The sequence below is a fragment of the Streptomyces sp. DSM 118878 genome, from assembly GCF_052936595.1.
This window is the reverse complement of record NZ_CP193622.1, coordinates 3172409-3190068: the sequence shown is the minus strand read 5'-3', so window position 1 is coordinate 3190068 and position 17660 is coordinate 3172409. Positions and strand designations below refer to the sequence as shown.

Here is a 17660-nt window from a genome sequence, read left to right as displayed (position 1 = left end):
GCCTCTGTGTACCGCTACGCGGTGACCGAGTCCTCCGCGCCGGGGGACTCCGCCGGGTCCTGCTCCGTCTCCTCCGCGGCTTCCTCGGCCACGCGCTGGCCGGGGATGTCCGCGTCGATGCGGGAGGCCATGCGGGCGCGCCGGGCGTCGGCCTGGGCGGACAGGGCGAGGGCCGCCGCGTTGAAGCGGACCAGGGACGGCGGGTCCGAGGGGCCCAGGAGGTGCTCCTTGAGCTCGGCACGGGCCTCCGCGCGGGTGTCCAGCTCCGGGGTGCGCACGGACTCCAGGAGGGCGGCCACGCCGTCCGCCTCGGGCGCGAGGATCGTCCCCGCGGACGCCGTCGGGAAGCTCGCGCGGAACTCCGCCTCGGACATCCCGGCCGTGTTGGCGACGGCGTACGGCTTCTCGCTGCTCAGCCAGTCGGAGACGACCGAGGAGACGTCACTGATCAGCAGGTCCGCCTGGTTGAAGCAGGAGAAGATCGGCGGGCGCGCCGTCGTGATGATCTGGTGCTCCCACTCCGGCAAGGACGCCCAGTACGCGGCCTCCCAGGCGGCCGTCGCCTCGGCCACCAGGGCCTGCTGGTCGCCGTCGGGCGAACTCTGGAGCATCATCCGCTCCTGTTCGTCCGCGCTCTTGCGGAAGGAGGTCGCCGTCAGCGTGTCGAGCGCGGCGGTCCGCCGGACCAGCTCGGCCGCGACCTCCGGGCCCGGGCGGGCACCGGAGCGCTTGGTGTTGGCCGCGAGGATCATCGCCTTGATGCGCTCGTTGGCGGCGCCCGCGCGCGGGTCCTGGGAGCCGGTCATCGGGTGTGGCTTGTACAGGAGGCGTACGGCCGGGTCGGCGAGGAGCTCGCGGACGATGTTCTCGCCGGCCAGGACGACCGAGGTGTTGCCGGGGTTGCCGTCCCAGCCCTCCCAGGTCGGGGCGTACAGGACCGTGGTGAAGGGGCCCGTGGGCGCGCCCGAGAACGGCTTGATCGGGGAGAGCTGCGGGCGGCCCACCTCGACGACGTCCTTGTCGTCCACGCCGATGTCCGCGAGCTGGTAGCGGTCGCGGGCCGCGGGGCCCGCCACCCACACCTGGTCGTACGCCTTCGCGTACGGGTTGCAGGAGGACAGCTTGTCGCTCTCGCCGTGGTTGATGAAGGCGTGCTTGATCGTCGGGATGCGCAGGACCTGGGAGGTCTTCGCGGCGTTCGCCGGGTGCAGCAGCATCTTCAGCGTCGACGTCTCCAGCGAGAACATCGTCGCGACCTTCGGGAAGCAGATGATCGGGACGTCGGTCGCGTCGATCTTCTGGACCATGAACCGCTCACGCAGCACGATCAGCGGGTTGCCGTCGAGCTGGGAGAGGGTCGAGAGCCACATGTTGGCCTGGTACGCGGACGTCGTGCCGCCCGAGAAGTACATGCCGACGGTCGGCTTGTACTCGGCCAGCCACTCGTCGAGCCACTCCATGACCTTCTGGTCGTTCATGGCCCGCTTCTTCGGCAGCAGCCAGGTGCCGAGGTAGAGCGCGCCACCGGCGATCAGGGCGATCGACACGCCGAGGCCGATGCCGCCCCAGTAGGCGTCGGTGGTGGCCGCGGCGGTCAGCAGACCGGCCGTCCCCGGCACCGAGAACGTCAGCAGGCGGTGGGCCTGGCGGCGGGAGAGGATGCGCGGCGGCGCGGCCGTCAGGTGCAGCGCCGAGGTGTCGATGTTCCGCGTGACGATCGGCAGCGACCGCGTACGGCGTACGAGCACGGCGACGGCCTGGCAGCAGAAGTGCAGGGCGTAGAAGGCGAGCAGCGCGATGGTCAGCGGCGACTGCTCGGCCAGCGGCTCGATGCCGTCTATGCGCAGCAGGCCGACCAGGATCAGCATGTCGCGCAGGAGCTGGCGGACCGTGACGTCGAACCGGATCTTGCCCAGGAGCGACAGGAGGCCCGGCTGCTTGTACTGCAGATAGATGTCGAGCGCGAGGTTCGCGGCCGCCGCGGCGACGAACACCGGGACGTAGGGGAGCAGCGCGCTCACGAGCTGGGCCGTGAAGAGCGCGAACATCGCGAACAGCGCTGTCAGCTGCACGATGCGTCGGGGAACGAGTCCGGCAGAGGGCACGGGTGTGGGCTCCTGGCGGGGGAGGGAGAGGGAGGGCGAGGGAATGGGGGGAAGTCGACCACTGACCGTATGACGCGCGGTACCTCCGTAGCAATCTTCCGTGACAACAATCACCGAAAACTGGGGCAAACAAGACTGAACCAAGGCGCTGTTTTCTCCCTCGTCACCCGTTCGGCGGTGTCAGGTCCGCCCTTCGGAATGCACGGGCGCTTCTCCCGGGTGCTCACGTAGATTGCTTCCCCGGAACATTCCGGACCCCGGATCGCGGGTCCCGGAGCACCAGATCATTTGGGGAAGAGCGTGGCAGCGGCAGCGGCAAGGCAGTCGGTGGCAGAGGCCCAGCGGGTCGTCGTCAAGGTCGGGTCCTCGTCCCTGACCACCGCGTCGGGGGGCCTGGACGCGGACCGCGTCGACGCGCTCGTCGACGCGCTCGCCAAGAGCAGAGGGGCCGGCGCGCGCGAGATCGTCCTGGTCTCCTCCGGCGCCATCGCGGCGGGCCTCGCCCCGCTGGGACTCGCCGAGCGACCCAAGGACCTGGCCCGCCAGCAGGCCGCCGCCAGCGTCGGCCAAGGGCTGCTGGTGGCCCGCTACACCGCCTCCTTCGCGCGGTACGGCGTACGCGTCGGACAGGTGCTCCTCACCTCCGACGACATGGCGCGCCGCGCCCACCACCGCAACGCGTCCCGCACCCTGGACCAGCTCCTCGCCATGGGCGCGCTGCCCGTGGTGAACGAGAACGACACGGTGGCGACCGACGAGATCCGCTTCGGCGACAACGACCGCCTGGCGGCCCTCGTCGCCCACCTCGTCCGCGCCGACCTCCTCGTGCTCCTCTCCGACGTGGACGGCCTCTACGACGGCGACCCCGCGAGGCCGGGCACCTCCAGGATCTCCGAGGTCACCGGGCCCGCCGACATAGCGCACGCCCAGATCGGCAGCGCGGGCAGGGCCGGGGTCGGCACCGGCGGCATGGTCACCAAGGTCGAGGCGGCGCGGATCGCCGCGGCCGCGGGCATCCCGGTCGTGCTGACCTCCGCGAGCCAGGCGGGCGACGCCCTCGCGGGCCGCGCGACGGGCACGTACTTCCACCGCACGGGACGCCGCTCGGGCGACCGGCTCCTCTGGCTCCAGCACGCCTCCGAGCCGCGCGGCGCGCTCACGCTGGACGACGGGGCCGTGCGCGCGGTCGTCGAGGGGCGCAAATCGCTGCTGCCCGCGGGCATCGCGGCGGTCGAGGGCGACTTCACCGCGGGCGACCCGGTCGAGCTGCGGGACACCGGCGGCCGGGCCGTCGCGCGCGGCCTGGTGAACTTCGACGCCAAGGAGCTGCCGCAGCTCCTCGGCCGCTCGACGCGCGACCTCGCGCGGGAACTCGGACCCGCGTACGAGCGGGAGGTCGTGCACCGGGACGACCTGGTCCTGCTGCACGGGTGACGGACCGGGCCCGCCCCACCCGTCGCACCAGCCCCGTCCGCCCCGGCTGAAAACCGTCGCGAACCGTCCTCGAAGGCCGCCCCGCGGGAGGTGAAACTCCCCAAAACCGCCCCGCGGGCCGGCTTGGCCTGCTCAACTTTGTCGAGAACGGTTCCGCTGAACCCCGCTGAACCGTTGCGTATCCGCATCGCCATCGCGTGAAGGAGGCCGTCGTGAGACGAGTGCGCCCTGGGGTGGCGTCCCGCGGCTCCGCGGAGCGGGCGCTGACGAGCGTCGCCGCGGGCGAGGCGTACGAGAGCGAGCCGCAGGCCGCGCCGGAGGGCGCCGCGCGCGAGAGCCGGGACGGCGAACCGGTGGAGGCGCCCCGGCTGTGGCACGTCACGCTGAGCGTCTCGGGGGCGAAGACCCCGTTGCAGGAGGTCAGACGCGGTCTGGAACAGCTCGCCCACGACCACCCCTTCCTCCTCACCAGCCGTTACGCACCCGACCACGCCGAGATCCGCTACTGGGAGGAGGCCCGCGATCTGCACGACGCCGCCGCGGTCGCGCTCCGTCTCTGGGGCGAGCACCGGCACAGCGCGCGGCTGCCCCCGTGGGAGATCGTGGGGCTCGAAGTGATCGACCGCGACACCTATCACCACCGGGTGGCCGAGGGCTACGGTCCGTTACCCGCCACCCCGGTGGGCGTGCACCCGTTTTGAGCCGACGTCCCACAGCCGCCCGCCGGTCTCGGGTACTGGAATACCGGGTGGACGCCCCGCGCGCGGGGATTACGCTGCGGACATGACGTCGCTCTCTCCCGTCTCGCCGTACGACAACCTCTCACCGGTCGCCCGGGCCGCCTACCGCTCCCGTGGCGCCGCCGCCACGCTCGCGCCGCTGCCACGGGCCGCCAAGGACGACGCGCTCCTCGCGATCGCCGACGCCCTCGAGGTGCGGACCAGCGAGATCGTCGCGGCCAACGCCGAGGACATCGCGCGCGCCCGTGAGGCGGGCACGAGCGAGGGCATCATCGACCGGCTCACCCTGACCCCCGAGCGGGTCCGCGCCATCGCCGCCGACGTGCGCGACGTGGCCGCCCTGCCCGACCCGGTCGGCGAGGTCGTCCGCGGCTCCACGCTCCCCAACGGCATCGACCTGCGCCAGGTCCGTGTCCCCCTCGGCGTCGTCGGGATCATCTACGAGGCCCGTCCCAACGTCACCGTGGACGCCGCCGCCCTCTGCCTGAAGTCCGGCAACGCGGTCCTGCTGCGGGGCTCGTCATCGGCGTACTCCTCGAACACGGCCCTGGTGCGCGTCCTGCGCGACGCCGTGCACGGCGCGGGCCTGCCCGCGGACGCCGTCCAGCTCGTCCCCGGCGAGAACCGCGACTCCGTACGCGAGCTGATGCGCGCCCGCGGCCTCGTCGACGTGCTCATCCCGCGCGGCGGCGCCTCGCTGATCAAGACCGTCGTCGAGGAGTCCACCGTCCCGGTCATCGAGACCGGCACCGGCAACTGCCACGTGTACGTGGACGCCGCCGCCGACCTCGACATGGCCGTCGACATCCTGATCAACTCCAAGGCCCAGCGCCCCAGCGTCTGCAACGCCGCCGAGACGCTGCTCGTGCACCGCGACATCGCCGGGGCGTTCCTGCCGCGCGCCCTGGACGCCCTCGCCGAGGCCGGCGTCACCGTCCACGCCGACGAGCGCGTCCTCACGTACGCCGAGGGCAGCAAGGCCACCGTCGTCCCCGCGACCACCGAGGACTGGGAGACCGAGTACCTCAGTCACGACATCGCGGCCGCCGTCGTCGACACCCTGGAGCAGGCCGTCGAGCACATCCGCCTGTGGACCTCGGGGCACACGGAGGCCATCGTCACCACCTCGCAGCAGGCGGCCCGCCGCTTCACCCAGCTCGTGGACTCCACCACCGTCGCCGTGAACGCCTCGACGCGCTTCACCGACGGCGGGCAGTTCGGCTTCGGCGCCGAGATCGGCATCTCCACGCAGAAGCTGCACGCGCGGGGACCGATGGGGCTGCCCGAGCTGACCTCCACCAAGTACATCGTGACGGGCGACGGCCACATCCGCTGAATTCCCCTGCGCCCTGCCCAAATTGCCCCTTCCAGGTCTAGTCTGGAGGGGTGCCGGAGGACGTGGGGGGCACGCCGTCGTTCCCTGACGGCTGGGAGCCCGACGACGACCGCGACCGCGGGGGTGCGGACGAAGAGTTCGCCTCCGTGGTCTTCGACGAGGACTTCGTACGGGCCGCCGAGATCAAGGAGCCGTCCGCCGTGGAGCGGCTGCTCGCGGCCGCCCGGGCGCGCGCGGAGGCCACCGAGGCCGAGAACCGCAGGGCCCGCATGCGCGGCCCGGCGCGCGACGCCCCGGACGACGAGTACTACGACGACGGCTTCGACCCCGAAGAGGGCGAGTTCGCCCACGACGACCTCGACGAGGGCTACGAACACGACACCGACGCCCGGCGGTACGGCCGCGCGGGCCGCCACCCCGGCCAGGCCCGCTGGCACCGCCCCGTCGCCTGGATGCTGGCCCTCCTGATGGGCGTCGGCATGGTCGCCCTCGCCTTCACCGCGGTCTACCGCGGCGCCTCGTCGGGCCGCCAGGACCAGGTGCCCGCGCCCGCCTCCACCGAGGTCGGACAGAGCGCCGACAGCGAGGTCGCGGTCAGCCCCTCGGCCTCCGCGGAGTTCGGCCGCCCGGCGGTGCCCGCGACGCCGCGCACTCCCTGAGCCGCCGGAAGAACTTGTGGCGTAACCGGGCGTTTACTTGCCCGCCGGGAGACCTACTCTCAAGGTATGGGCGGGCCAGAAGACCCGCCGGCGGGTACACCCGAGGGCGCTCCCGGCGGTGGCGAGGACGAGTACCGATCCGTTGTCTTCGACGAGTCGTTCGTCCGCGCTGCACGCCTCCAGGAGTACTCCGCGCAGGAGCGCATGGCCGACCACGAGCACGCCGTGCGCCGCCGCCCCGCCCTGTCGCGCCGCCGCCTGTCCCGCCAGGCCGTGATCCTCGTCGTGCTCATCGCGCTGGCCTTCGGCACGGCGATCTTCGTGGGCGTACGGCAGCCGTACCCCAGCCCGCCGGCCAAGCGCTCCGATCCGCTGCGGATGACGGTGGTTCCGCTCTCGCCGCAGGGCCGCGTGCCGGGGGCCGAGAGCGTCGCCGACCTGTACGCGCACAGTCCCGCCGCGCAGTTCCGGGTGGGCGCGGGCGGCGTGAACCTCCCCGCCGCGCGCCGTACCGCGCACTTCTCCGACAGCCAGGTGACGTCCGCGCTGACCACCGCCAAGGACTACCTGGTCGAGTCCGCCCTCGACCCCGACGTGCTCACCGGCGGATCACCGCGCTCCGTCCGGCTGCTGCTCGACCCGGAGCAGTACGACCAGTTCGACCGGAGCTTCGCGCACCCCGCCGCGGACGGGCGGCACGCGCCCACCGGCTGGCTGGTGCGGTTCGACCCGAAGCGGACCGCCCTCGCCGACCAGCGCGTCAGGGTCGAGGGCACGCTGCGGGCCGCCGAGACGGACAAGGGCACGCTTGAGGTGTTCACCGATCACACGTTCGTGTACGCGGTACGGGGGGCCGAGCCGGGCAAGGCGTCCGGCAAGGCTTCGGGCAAGGCGTCCGGCAAGGCGTCGGGCGAGGCGGAGGCGTCCGGGGAGGCGAAGGCCTCCCTGTTCACCGTGCGGCGGGAGCTGCACTTCCGCTTCGACCGTGACGACCTGCGGATGCACCAGGCCGAGCTGGTCACGTCCGACACCCAAGCCGGGCCGCTGACCTGCGCCGACGACTCCGTGAACCATCTGCGGCCGCTGCTCGCCGGGGAGCGCGCGAAGGCGGGCGGTCCGGCGGGCACCGACCCGTACGCCACGGGCCGTGCCCCGGCGCTCTGCGGCACGCTGGCGGCCGCCGCCCAGCCCTCGCTCTAGCGGGCCGCTACTTCGGGTCGGCGGGGCCCTCGGAGCCGCCGCCCTGGCCGGTGAACCTGCCCCGCAGCTTGCCGCCGAGGTCGCCCGCGCCGCCCGCGATGTCGCTGACCAGCTTCATCAGCGGGTCCTTGCTGTTGCGCACGTCGTCCGCGTAGGCGGAGGCCGACTGCCGGAAGGAGTCGGAGACGGAGGTGTCCCCGTCCTCGTCCCGGCGCGGGTAGTGCCCGTCCATGATCCGCTGGAAGTCGCGGGACTCGCCCCACTTCTTCAGCTCGGCGGCCCGCACCGTGGCGAAGGGGTGCGTGCGCGGCAGCACGTTGAGGATCTTCAGCACCGAGTCGCGCAGGTCGCCCCCGGCCTCGTACTCCTCGGCCTGCTCCAGGAACGCGTCCACGTTCATCTCGTGCAGGTGGTTGCCGCCCGCGAGCTTCATCAGGCCGCGCATGGAGCACCGCAGGTCCTGTCCCACGAGGAGCCCCGCGCGGTCCGCCGAGAGCTCGGACTTGCGGAACCACTCGCGCAGCGCCGTCACGATCGCCATGATCGCGACGTTGCCGAGCGGGATCCACGCGACCTTCAGCGCGAGGTTGGTGAGGAACAGCAGGATCGTGCGGTACACGGCGTGGCCCGACAGCGCGTGGCCCACCTCGTGGCCGACGACCGCCCGCATCTCCTCCTCGTCGAGCAGCTCGACGAGGCCCGTCGTCACCACGATGATCGGCTCGTCGAGGCCGATGCACATCGCGTTCGGATTCGGGTCCTGGTTCACGTACATCGGCGGGACCTTCTCCAGGTCCAGGATGTAGCAGGCGTCCCGCAGCATGGTGTTGAGGTGCGCGAACTGCGCGTCCGAGACCCGTACGGAGTCGGACAGGAAGAGCAGCCGCAGACTGCGCTCGGGCAGCAGGCCGCTGAGCGCCTTGAAGACCGTGTCGAAGCCGCTGAGCTTGCGCAGGGCCACCAGGGCCGAGCGGTCCGCGGGGTGCTCGTAGGCGCGCGACGAGATGCCGGGGAAACGCCTGCGCTGCCGGCTGGGCACGTGCTCGTGGCCTTCGCCGCCCGTGCCGCCGCCCGTGCCGCCGGCTGTGCCGCCGTCGTGGTGGTTGTCGTCGGTCATGCCGATTCCCCCATGTGTCGTCCTCCGATGCCCCCGAGGTGGGGCCCAGCCTAGGCGGAGATACCGTGACAGGGCAGCACACAGAAGGAGTCATCCGTCATGGCCATGGATCCCATGGAGTACAACACCGGGGCCGACTGGCTCACGGAGGCGGCCAAGGCCGCCGGACAGCAGGGGCCGGGCAATCTGCTGCGGATCGTGCTGATCGTCATGGTCGTCGGCTGCGTCCTCGGGGGCTGGTTCCTGCTGCGCGGGTACCGCCGGGGCGCCGACGAGGACCGCAACAGCTGAGTCGGCGTGAGCCGGAGAAGCGCCCACGCTTACGATGGCCCGGAAGTTCTTATGTCCATCCCTCCCCCGGATAGGTCCTGCCTGAGATGAGCCTCCACGCCAACGCCGCCCAGCTGGTCACTCTCGCCTCCGAGGGCGGCGAGCACGGCGGCGAGCACACGAGCCTGAGCCCCTTCCTGACCGGCGGTGGCGCGTTCCTCGCCCTGCTGCTGCTCCTGTGGATCACCACGCGCTTCAACCGGGACCGCTGAGCACGGTGCCCGTGCGGGGCCGCTGAGCGGGTTCCCGTAAGCGGGTTCCCGTAGGGGAGCGTTGCGCATGTTCCCGTGCGGGCTGCTGCGTGGATGCTGCCCGTAGGAGCTGCTGAGTGTGTGCCCGTGCGGGTTGCTGCGTGCGTGCCTGTGCGGGGCTTCTACGTGCGTGCCCGTGCGGGTTGCTGCGCGCGTGCCCGTGCGGGGCTGCTGCGCGCGTACGTTCCCGTACGCCGGGGCCGTTGAGCCGTCCTGCCCGGGGGCTTCGGCAGGGCACCGCCCGGGCCGAGCCCGTCGACCGGGCCGGTAGGGTCTGCACGCATGGGAGAGCAGGACATGCCCACCGGTCCGGAGACCGGTCCGGCAGCCAACGGCAAGCGCCGCCTCGGCGTCATGGGCGGCACGTTCGACCCGATCCACCACGGACACCTGGTGGCGGCCAGTGAGGTCGCCGCGCAGTTCCACCTCGACGAGGTGGTGTTCGTGCCGACCGGGCAGCCGTGGCAGAAGAGCGACAAGCAGGTGTCACCCGCCGAGGACCGCTATCTGATGACGGTCATCGCGACCGCCGAGAACCCGCAGTTCTCGGTGAGCCGCATCGACCTCGACCGCGGCGGCGCGACCTACACCACGGACACGCTGCGCGACCTGCGTGCCCTCAACCCCGACACGGACCTCTTCTTCATCACGGGCGCGGACGCGCTCGGCCAGATCCTCACCTGGCGGGACACGGAAGAGCTGTTCTCCCTCGCGCACTTCATCGGGGTCACCCGGCCAGGCCACACGCTGACCGACCCCGGGCTGCCCAAGGGCGGCGTCTCCCTCGTGGAGGTACCCGCCCTGGCCATCTCGTCCACCGACTGCCGCGCGAGGGTCCACAAGGGCGACCCCGTCTGGTACCTGGTGCCCGACGGCGTGGTGCGTTATATCGATAAGCGCGAGCTGTACCGCGGCGAATGAGCCGAGAGGGGCACCGGTGAACGACCGACAGTACGACCCTTATGCGGGCAGCGACCCGTATGCGGGCGAGTACGCGGGCGAGTACGCGGCTGATCAGTACCAGGATCAGTACCAGGTCGTCGGGTACGACGAGTATGGGCAGCCGGTGTACCAGCAGGTGCCTCAGCAGCAGTCCCGCCGGCCCCAGCAGCATCAGCAGCCCCAGCAGCAGGCTTCCGGGTACCAGGAGCAGGCTCCGCAGTACCAGCAGCCTCAGGGGTACGGGTACGACCCCTACGGGGGCGGGCAGCAGCAGGGCTACGACGCGCATGCCTACGGCACGGGGACGACGTCGACGCCTGACGCGTACGGCGCCGGGACCTCGTACGACAACGCCGGGGGGGCCGGGTACGGCACCGGTGTGACGCGGGACGCCGGGTGGATCCCTGAGCAGCAGCAAGGGCCACAGGCTGAGCCCCAGCAGCCCCAGCAGCCCCAGCAGCCCCAGCAGCCCCAGCAGCAGTCGCGGCGGGAGGCGCGGGAGGCGCGGGCGGCGCGGGCGGCGCGGGCGCAGGGTGTGGCCGAAGCCGGGCCTACGCCTGCCGGGTCCGTCCCGGCGGGGCCGAGCGCCGCGCCGCAGCGCGAGGCGCAGCCCGAAGCGCATCCCGAGTACAAGACCGAGCAGTTCTCGTTCATCGAGGAGCCGGACGAGGACTCCGAGGACGTCATCGACTGGCTGAAGTTCACCGAGAGCCGTACCGAGCGGCGCGAGGAGGCCAAGCGACGCGGGCGCTCCCGCGTCGTCGCGCTCGTCGTCGTCCTCGCACTGGTGATCGCGGGCGGTGTCGGCTACCTGTGGTTCGCCGGCAAGCTGCCGGGCCAGTCGGGCGGCGACGGCGGCGCCGCGGCGGCGAGCGGCCCGCAGAAGCGTGACGTGATCGTCGTCCACCTGCACAACACCAAGGGCGGCGGCACGTCCACCGCGCTCCTGGTGAACAACGCCACCACGGGGCAGGGCGCGACCGTACTGATCCCGAACTCCCTCGCCGTCTCGGACGACAACGGCTCGGCGACCACGCTCGGCAAGTCCGTCGACGACGACGGCTCGACCGGCACCCGTGAGTCGATCGACACGGCCCTCGGCACCGAGGTCGAGGGCACCTGGCGGCTCGACACGCCGTATCTGCAGAACCTCGTCGAGCTCGTCGGCAACATCGACGTCGACACCGACGCCGATGTGCCCGACCCCAAGGCCAAGAAGGGCGAGGCCCCGCTGGTCAGGAAGGGCGAGCAGCAGACCCTCAGCGGCCCGATGGCCGTCGCCTACGCCACCCACCGCGGTTCCGGCGAGACCGAGGCCGCGCAGCTCAACCGCTTCGGCCAGGTCATGCAGGGCATCCTGCGCAAGCTGTCGTCCGACGCGAAGGCGGCCACCACCACCGTCGAGTCACTCGCGCAGATCCTCGACCCGTCGCTCAAGGAGAAGGACCTCGGCGCCTTCCTCGCCAAGCTCGCCGACCGGGCCAAGGGCGGCGACTACAAGACGACGCTCCTCCCGGTGCAGCAGGACGGCACGCTGACCGAGAAGACCGGGGACAGCGTGGTCAAGGACATCCTCGGCGGCGCCGCCCGGAGCCCGGAGGAGGGCGCGGCCGTGCGCGTGGGCGTCAAGAACGCCTCCGGCAGCAAGGGTGCGGCCCAGGAGGCCCGCGTCACCCTGGTCAACGGCGGCTACGCCTTCGTCGACGGCGGCACGGACTCCGCTGCCCAGCCGGCCTCGCAGGTCATCTACGCCGACGCGGCCAAGAAGTCGCAGGCCACCGAGGTCGCCAAGACCCTCGGCCTGCCCGCCGGCGCCGTCCGCAAGGGCAAGACGACCGCGAACGCCGACGTGTCCGTGGTGCTCGGCCAGGACTACGAGACGGAGTGAGGACCGGCCGTCGAAACCGAGCCGCACGGGCATGCGGAGCCGTACCGGACAAGGCCGGGCGGCCGTGCCGGACAAGGCCGCGGGGCCGTGCCGGACGGGTACGAGCCGGGGCCGGCGGAGCCGTGACGTAATCGTCTGGGGCTCCGTCGGCTGTCCGTGAGACCCTTGGGGTGTCTTGACCATCTGAAGGAAAGCTCACCAGTGACCGCCACGGACCGCTCCATCGAGCTCATCAACGTCGCCGCCCAGGCGGCTGCCGACAAGCTCGCGCACGACATCATCGCGTACGACGTCAGCGACGTGCTGTCGATCACGGACGCCTTCCTGCTCGCCTCCGCGCCCAACGACCGCCAGGTCAAGTCGATCGTCGACGAGATCGAGGAACAGCTCAGCAAGCAGCTCGGCGCCAAGCCGGTCCGCCGCGAGGGCGACCGCGACGCCCGCTGGATCCTCCTCGACTACGTCGACATCGTGGTGCACGTCCAGCACAGCGAGGAGCGTGTCTTCTACGCCCTCGAACGCCTGTGGAAGGACTGCCCCGAGATCGCGCTTCCCGAGGAAGCCACGGCGACCCGCGGCAAGGCCGCCGAGCACGCCGAGCAGCGTGCCGCCGAGGAGGCGGACCTGGACGGTGAGTTTCGGTGAGCAACCGCGGCTGCCGGGTCATCCTGTGGCGGCACGGCCAGACGTCCTGGAACCTTGAGCGCCGCTTCCAGGGCTCCACGGACATCGAGCTGACCGAGACCGGCACCGGCCAGGCCAAGCGCGCCGCCCGGCTGCTCGCCTCCCTGAAGCCGGACGCCATCGTGGCGTCCGACCTCAAGCGGGCGGCGGCCACGGCGGACGAGCTGGCGGCCATCACCGGCCTCCCCGTCACCCATGAGGAAGGCCTGCGGGAGACGTACGCGGGCAAGTGGCAGGGCCTGACGCACGACGAGATCATCGCGCGCTTCGGCGACCAGTACGACGCGTGGAAGCGCGGCGAGTCGGTGCGCCGGGGCGGCGGTGAGCTGGAGACCGAGGTCGCCGACCGGGCGGCGCCGATCGTCCTGCGCCATGCCGAGAAGCTGCCGGACAACGGCACGCTGGTCGTCGTCAGCCACGGCGGCACCATCCGCACCACCATCGGTCGCCTCCTCGGTCTGGACTCCCACCACTGGGAAGGTCTCGGCGGTCTCTCCAACTGCTGCTGGTCGGTCCTCGGCCAGGGCGCGCGCGGCTGGCGCCTGCTCGAGCACAACGCAGGCACCCTGCCGGAACCGGTGCTCGGCGACGACGACTGAGCGCCCCGGACGCCCGTGACGTCGGCCGGACGGCTCGCGGCGGGCACCGGCACCCGGATTTCACATTCCGGCTGGTCGCAGGCTAAAGTTCTTCTTGTTCGCCCGCCGAGCGGGAAGAACGCAAGGGGCTATAGCTCAGTTGGTAGAGCGCCTGCATGGCATGCAGGAGGTCAGGAGTTCAATTCTCCTTAGCTCCACAGTTCCGGAAATCCCGTCCCCGTCAGGGGGCGGGTTTTTTCATGCGCTCACCCTTCGCCCATGCAGCCCTTCGCCCGCGCAGCCCTTCGCCCGTGCAGTTCCATGGTCTGGCGTCTGCTCTCCTCGTCGTCCGGGGTGTAGGCGACGATCCGGCACTCCGGCATGCCGTTGACGCTCAGGGAGACCGAGGCCATGCGCAGCTCGCCTATCGCCTTGTGCCGGAACGTCTTCACCCGGGGGCCGGGCGGTATGACGTTCCCGCTCGCCCATAGCTCGGCGAAGTACGGGCTCGCGGCGGAGAGCCGGTGGATGAAGCCCTCCCACTCGGGCTCGCCCACATGCCGGCCGTACGCGTTGCGCAGGGTCGCCACCATCACCGGCAGTTCCGAGTCGCGGAAGACCAGCGGGCACTCCACCTCGGGGACGGTGAACAGCGACCACAGCACATTCGGGACGCCCACCTCGGCGCTCCGCGGGATCAGGAAGAGGTCCCGGTACGCGGGGTTGGTGGCGAGGATGTCGTACCGCGCGTTGTAGACCACCGCGGGGAGGGGGTCCATCGCGTCGATGACGTCCTGGACCTCCGGGCCCACCACGGCCACCACGGCCTCCGGATCCGGCTCGTAGGGCACCTCGGCCAGGTGGTACAGATGCTCGCGCTCCGGCCGGCCCAGGCGCAGCGTGCGCGCCACGGCGTCCAGGACCTGCGGCGACGCGTTGATCGGTCGGCCCTGCTCCAACCAGGTGTACCAGGTTTGCTGTCGGTACCAGCATCGGCGGGCTCTCGTCACCCGTACCGGATCGCCCGCACGCTCGACGGCATGACGACGACCACCTCACCCGCCCCCGCGGGTCCGACTCCCGGTCCAACTCCCACGACCAGTAAAGCCCCCGGCACTGACAATCGGCGCGGACGGCTGCTCGCGGTCGTGCTGGCCGCCCAGTTCATGGCGCTGCTCGACGTGTTCATCGTGAACGTCGCGGCGCCGACCATCCAGTCCGAACTGCACGCGTCCGGCGCCGGATTGCAGCTCGTCATCGCCGGCTACACCATCACGTACGCCGTCCTGCTGATCACCGGCGCCCGGCTCGGTGACCGCCTGGGGCACCGGCGGGTGTACCTCTTCGGCCTCGCCGTCTTCACCGTCGCCTCGCTGGCATGCGGACTCGCGCAGGGGACGGGGGAGTTGATCGCCTTCCGGCTGCTGCAAGGGGCCGGCTCGGCGGTCCTCATCCCGCAGGTGCTCAGCCTGATCCAGCGCAACTTCGCCGGCGAGGCGCGGATCAAGGCGCTCGGCGCGTACTCGGCCGTCCTCGCCACCGGCGCCGCCGCCGGACAGGTGCTGGGCGGTGTCCTCGTCAGCGCCGACCTCTTCGGCACCGGCTGGCGGCCGGTCTTCCTGGTGAACGTGCCGGTCGGCGTGGTCCTGCTCGCCCTCGCGGCCCGTGTGCTGCCGCGCGACGACGCCGCGGCGCGCGCGGCCGGGCGGGCTCGCGGGTTCGACCTGCCGGGTCTCGTGCTGCTCGGCGCCGCGGTCTCGCTCTTCACCGTGCCGCTGGTCCTCGGGCAGGAGGAGGGCTGGCCGCTGTGGTCCTGGCTCTCGCTGGTCGCGGCAGTGGTCCTCTTCACCCTGTTCTGCGCGTACGAGTCCCGTCTCGCCCGGCGGGGCGGGGCGCCGCTGATGGCGCCGCGGCTCCTGCGGTCGCCGGGCATGGGGCTCGCCGTCTTCCGCATCGCCGCCGTGATGGCCGTGAACGCGGGCTTCCTCTTCGCGCTCACCCTGCACATCCAGGGAGGCCTCGGATACAGCGCGCTGCGGGCCGGGCTCACCTTCGGGCCGACCGCCGTCGTCTTCGGCGCGGTCGGACTGACGTGGCGGCGCTGGCCCCAGCCGGTGCAACGGGCACTGATCCCCGGCGGCTTCGCGCTGACCGCGGTGGCGACGGCCGCCGTGGGCCTGCTGCTGCGTGACGGCGGCGACGGCGGGCTCTGGCTGTACGTGGCTTTCGTGGGCGTGGGCGCCGGACTCTCCCTCGGTTTCGGCCCGACGCTGACGCGGGCGCTCGCGACGGTGCGCGCCGAGGACGCGGCGGACGCCAGCGGTCTGCTCGCGACGGTCACGCAAATCGGCCAGTTGACCGGAGTCGCCTGTTTCGGAGCGCTCTTCTTGCACCGGCTTGAGTCGTCAGGGGCCCGGGGGGCGTATTCATCGGCGGACGCGCTCCTGGTGTGCGCATACGCGCTCGCCTCAGTGGCCGCACTGGGTGCCGTGTCCGGACTGGTACGACGGCGTCGCTGACCGTGTCGCTCAGGCCGTGGCAGAATCGGACGGCCGGAAGGGGACGCAGCCCGACGGGAGGGAGAGCGCGATGCCCGCGAGCATCATCGGAGAGGGCGACCGCCTCTCCGGCGAGGCGGCGATGCGAGAACGTGCCGGGCGCCGCACGCTCCTCAACTGCCCTTCCTGCGGCTCGTCCCATGTCGCCCAAGTACTCGGTGACAACGGCGGAGTCTCGTACGTGTGTACCGCCTGCGGCCACAGCTGGAGCTGATCGATGGGTGCACACAGGCGGAAATGCGACTGGTGTGACAGCGGCACACCGATCGTCCGCGACATGGAACCGGTCAACGACGAGTACCAGTACTGGTGCGAGGAATGTGCCCGGGCGCTGATCATAAAAGGCGACCCCATCGAGACCTACCGAGAGCTCGAAGGGGAGCCGATCTACGGCCGGCTGCTCGACGAGCACTGCACCCTCAAGCGGTTCTACTCGTTCGCGACCGCCTGACCCCGATCAGCAGAAACCCGAAAGCGGTCACCACGTAGAGGGCGGACAGCAACATCTGGCCATAATTCTGGCCGAGTTCGAGCCGTCCCGCACCGTGCGGCACCCACCACAGGGCGTACGAGACGAAGACCAGCGAGGCGCCCCCGGTCACCGCCCAGCGCCCCCGCCCACCCCGTCGCACCGCATCGGCGCCCAGAAGCAGCAGCATCGGCACGCACCACACCCAGTGGTGCGACCACGACACCGGGCTGACCAGGAGGGCCGTCACCGCGCAGCAGAGCGCGGCCCACGCCCGCTCCCCGCGCAGCGCCGCCGCCACCGCGACCGCGAGACCGCACGCGCAGCTCACCGCGGCCGCTGCCGCCCACCAGACGCCGGGCTCGGCGGTGTGCAGCAGCCGGGCGAGGACGCCCCGCAGCGACTGGTTCGCGGTGTCCTCCGTCAGGCCGACCCGGCCGGCCTCGAAGACCATGCGGGTCCAGAACCGCCACGAGTCGCGGGGCAGCACGGCGGCCGCGAGGAGCGTCGCCCCGGCGAACGAGACGGCCGCCACGCACGCGTGCCGCACGGCGGGCCGCCACGGGCCGCGCCGCAGGGCCTCGGCGGTCCCGGTCAGGAGGAGGAACACGACGAAGAGCGCGGGCGTGAGCTTGATCGCCGCGGCGATCCCGATGCCCACGCCGGCCCAGCGGTGGCCGGGGCGCCGGGAGAGGTCCCACAGGACGAGGACGCCGAGCAGCAGATTGATCTGTCCGTACCGCAGCGTCGTCCATACCGGCTCGCACCAGACGGCGACCGCGGACAGGCCGAGGGCGGTCCGCACGCGCGCGTGGCGCGCGTCACCGCCGATGAGCCGCAGGGAGAGCCCCACGAACACGACGAGCAGGAGCAGGTTCCCCAGCGTCGTGAGAACGCGTATGTCCGGGACGTCCAGGAGCGTCAGCGGAGTGAACAGGAGCGCGGCGAACGGGGGGTAAGTGGTGGGCAGGTGCGCTTCGGTGGTGCGCAGCGCGTAGAGGTCGCCTCCCGCGCGCACGGTCTCGCCCTCGGCCCGGTAGACCATCAGGTCGATCATGGAGACGTCGGCGGCACGCTGGGCGAGCCAGAAGGCCGTGAAGGACAGCAGGCAGGCCCCGGCGGCCACGGGGACGCGGCGGCGGGTGGCGGCGAGCGCGATCACGGTCACGGGGGCTGACAGTACCGGCCGAATCGGGCTGTACCGGTGCAGACCGGAAACGATTTGGTGGAGCACGGGGATGACCGTGTAATGTTGGCGGAGCCGCCGGGGAAACCGGGCGGACAGGCAAGGGGCTATAGCTCAGTTGGTAGAGCGCCTGCATGGCATGCAGGAGGTCAGGAGTTCAATTCTCCTTAGCTCCACAGTAAA

General features: G+C 71.7%; 17 protein-coding genes, 2 tRNA genes and 1 pseudogene. 16 read left to right on the top strand and 4 right to left on the bottom strand.

Going from position 1 to position 17660, the window contains the following annotated elements; genetic code table 11:
• Nucleotides 1-14: 14 nt before the first annotated feature.
• Nucleotides 15-2105 carry a hypothetical protein gene (locus tag ACRAKF_RS14035; protein ID WP_447037401.1) on the bottom strand — a complete coding sequence of 697 codons (2091 nt, stop codon included), beginning with the start codon at nt 2103-2105 and terminating at the stop codon, nt 15-17.
• A gap of 327 nt (nt 2106-2432) precedes the next feature.
• Between ACRAKF_RS14035 and proB the strand changes: the two genes are divergently transcribed.
• The 5 genes from proB to ACRAKF_RS14010 all read left to right on the top strand — a co-directional run bounded on the left by proB (nt 2433) and on the right by ACRAKF_RS14010 (nt 7474).
• The gene (gene proB / locus ACRAKF_RS14030) at nt 2433-3539 is read left to right on the top strand and encodes a glutamate 5-kinase (RefSeq protein ID WP_447041974.1); all 1107 of its coding nucleotides are present in this window, start codon (nt 2433-2435) and stop codon (nt 3537-3539) included.
• 212 nt (nt 3540-3751) lie between these two features.
• Complete coding sequence (locus ACRAKF_RS14025; RefSeq protein ID WP_447037400.1) at nt 3752-4240, top strand: hypothetical protein; 489 nt, start codon at nt 3752-3754, stop codon at nt 4238-4240.
• Nucleotides 4241-4322: 82 nt separating this feature from the next.
• Complete coding sequence (locus ACRAKF_RS14020) at nt 4323-5615, top strand: glutamate-5-semialdehyde dehydrogenase (protein ID WP_447037399.1); 1293 nt, start codon at nt 4323-4325, stop codon at nt 5613-5615.
• Nucleotides 5616-5665: 50 nt separating this feature from the next.
• Nucleotides 5666-6274: an SCO2584 family spore wall biosynthesis protein gene (locus tag ACRAKF_RS14015; RefSeq protein ID WP_447037398.1), complete on the top strand. Its 609-nt coding sequence runs from the start codon at nt 5666-5668 to the stop codon at nt 6272-6274.
• 66 nt (nt 6275-6340) lie between these two features.
• Nucleotides 6341-7474: an SCO2583 family membrane protein gene (locus ACRAKF_RS14010; protein WP_447037397.1), complete on the top strand. Its 1134-nt coding sequence runs from the start codon at nt 6341-6343 to the stop codon at nt 7472-7474.
• A gap of 7 nt (nt 7475-7481) precedes the next feature.
• On the opposite strand, the gene ACRAKF_RS14005 is transcribed toward ACRAKF_RS14010, so the two are convergent.
• Nucleotides 7482-8591, bottom strand: coding sequence for a M48 family metallopeptidase (locus ACRAKF_RS14005; protein WP_447037395.1), 1110 nt, complete (start codon nt 8589-8591; stop codon nt 7482-7484).
• A gap of 99 nt (nt 8592-8690) precedes the next feature.
• Here ACRAKF_RS14005 and ACRAKF_RS14000 point away from each other — a divergent pair, with 99 nt between their 5' ends.
• The 7 genes from ACRAKF_RS14000 to ACRAKF_RS13970 all read left to right on the top strand — a co-directional run bounded on the left by ACRAKF_RS14000 (nt 8691) and on the right by ACRAKF_RS13970 (nt 13482).
• Nucleotides 8691-8882 (top strand): hypothetical protein, encoded by a 192-nt coding sequence (locus ACRAKF_RS14000; RefSeq protein ID WP_447042312.1) that lies wholly within the window; start codon nt 8691-8693, stop codon nt 8880-8882.
• A gap of 86 nt (nt 8883-8968) precedes the next feature.
• Nucleotides 8969-9133 (top strand): hypothetical protein, encoded by a 165-nt coding sequence (locus ACRAKF_RS13995; protein WP_447037393.1) that lies wholly within the window; start codon nt 8969-8971, stop codon nt 9131-9133.
• A gap of 321 nt (nt 9134-9454) precedes the next feature.
• Nucleotides 9455-10093, top strand: a complete 639-nt coding sequence (nadD, locus tag ACRAKF_RS13990) for a nicotinate-nucleotide adenylyltransferase (protein WP_447037392.1) — start codon at nt 9455-9457, stop codon at nt 10091-10093.
• Nucleotides 10094-10238: 145 nt separating this feature from the next.
• Nucleotides 10239-12002 (top strand): LCP family protein, encoded by a 1764-nt coding sequence (locus ACRAKF_RS13985; protein WP_447041973.1) that lies wholly within the window; start codon nt 10239-10241, stop codon nt 12000-12002.
• 201 nt (nt 12003-12203) lie between these two features.
• A complete protein-coding gene (gene rsfS, locus ACRAKF_RS13980) occupies nt 12204-12647 on the top strand; it encodes a ribosome silencing factor (RefSeq protein ID WP_447037390.1) in 444 nt (147 codons plus the stop codon).
• Complete coding sequence (locus ACRAKF_RS13975; protein WP_447037389.1) at nt 12644-13285, top strand: histidine phosphatase family protein; 642 nt, start codon at nt 12644-12646, stop codon at nt 13283-13285. Before rsfS ends, ACRAKF_RS13975 begins: the two co-directional genes overlap by 4 nt.
• A 124-nt stretch (nt 13286-13409) precedes the next feature.
• Nucleotides 13410-13482: transfer RNA gene (locus ACRAKF_RS13970), tRNA-Ala, on the top strand.
• Between the two features lie 48 nt (nt 13483-13530).
• On the opposite strand, the pseudogene ACRAKF_RS13965 reads toward ACRAKF_RS13970, so the two are convergent.
• A pseudogene (locus tag ACRAKF_RS13965) lies at nt 13531-14238 on the bottom strand (helix-turn-helix transcriptional regulator); the annotation flags it as partial.
• Nucleotides 14239-14304: 66 nt separating this feature from the next.
• Between ACRAKF_RS13965 and ACRAKF_RS13960 the strand changes: the two are divergent.
• The 3 genes from ACRAKF_RS13960 (at nt 14305) to ACRAKF_RS13950 (ending at nt 16273) form a co-directional block, all read left to right on the top strand.
• Entirely contained in the window at nt 14305-15783 is a 1479-nt protein-coding gene (locus ACRAKF_RS13960) for an MFS transporter (RefSeq protein ID WP_447037388.1), read from the top strand.
• Between the two features lie 70 nt (nt 15784-15853).
• The gene (locus tag ACRAKF_RS13955) at nt 15854-16036 is read left to right on the top strand and encodes a hypothetical protein (protein WP_447037386.1); all 183 of its coding nucleotides are present in this window, start codon (nt 15854-15856) and stop codon (nt 16034-16036) included.
• A gap of 3 nt (nt 16037-16039) precedes the next feature.
• Nucleotides 16040-16273 (top strand): hypothetical protein, encoded by a 234-nt coding sequence (locus ACRAKF_RS13950; RefSeq protein ID WP_062773809.1) that lies wholly within the window; start codon nt 16040-16042, stop codon nt 16271-16273.
• Here ACRAKF_RS13950 and ACRAKF_RS13945 read toward each other — a convergent pair.
• Nucleotides 16242-17459: a glycosyltransferase 87 family protein gene (locus ACRAKF_RS13945; protein WP_447037385.1), complete on the bottom strand. Its 1218-nt coding sequence runs from the start codon at nt 17457-17459 to the stop codon at nt 16242-16244. The two genes, ACRAKF_RS13950 and ACRAKF_RS13945, sit on opposite strands and share 32 nt — an antisense overlap.
• A gap of 121 nt (nt 17460-17580) precedes the next feature.
• Here ACRAKF_RS13945 and ACRAKF_RS13940 point away from each other — a divergent pair.
• Nucleotides 17581-17653: transfer RNA gene (locus ACRAKF_RS13940), tRNA-Ala, on the top strand.
• Nucleotides 17654-17660: the final 7 nt, after the last annotated feature.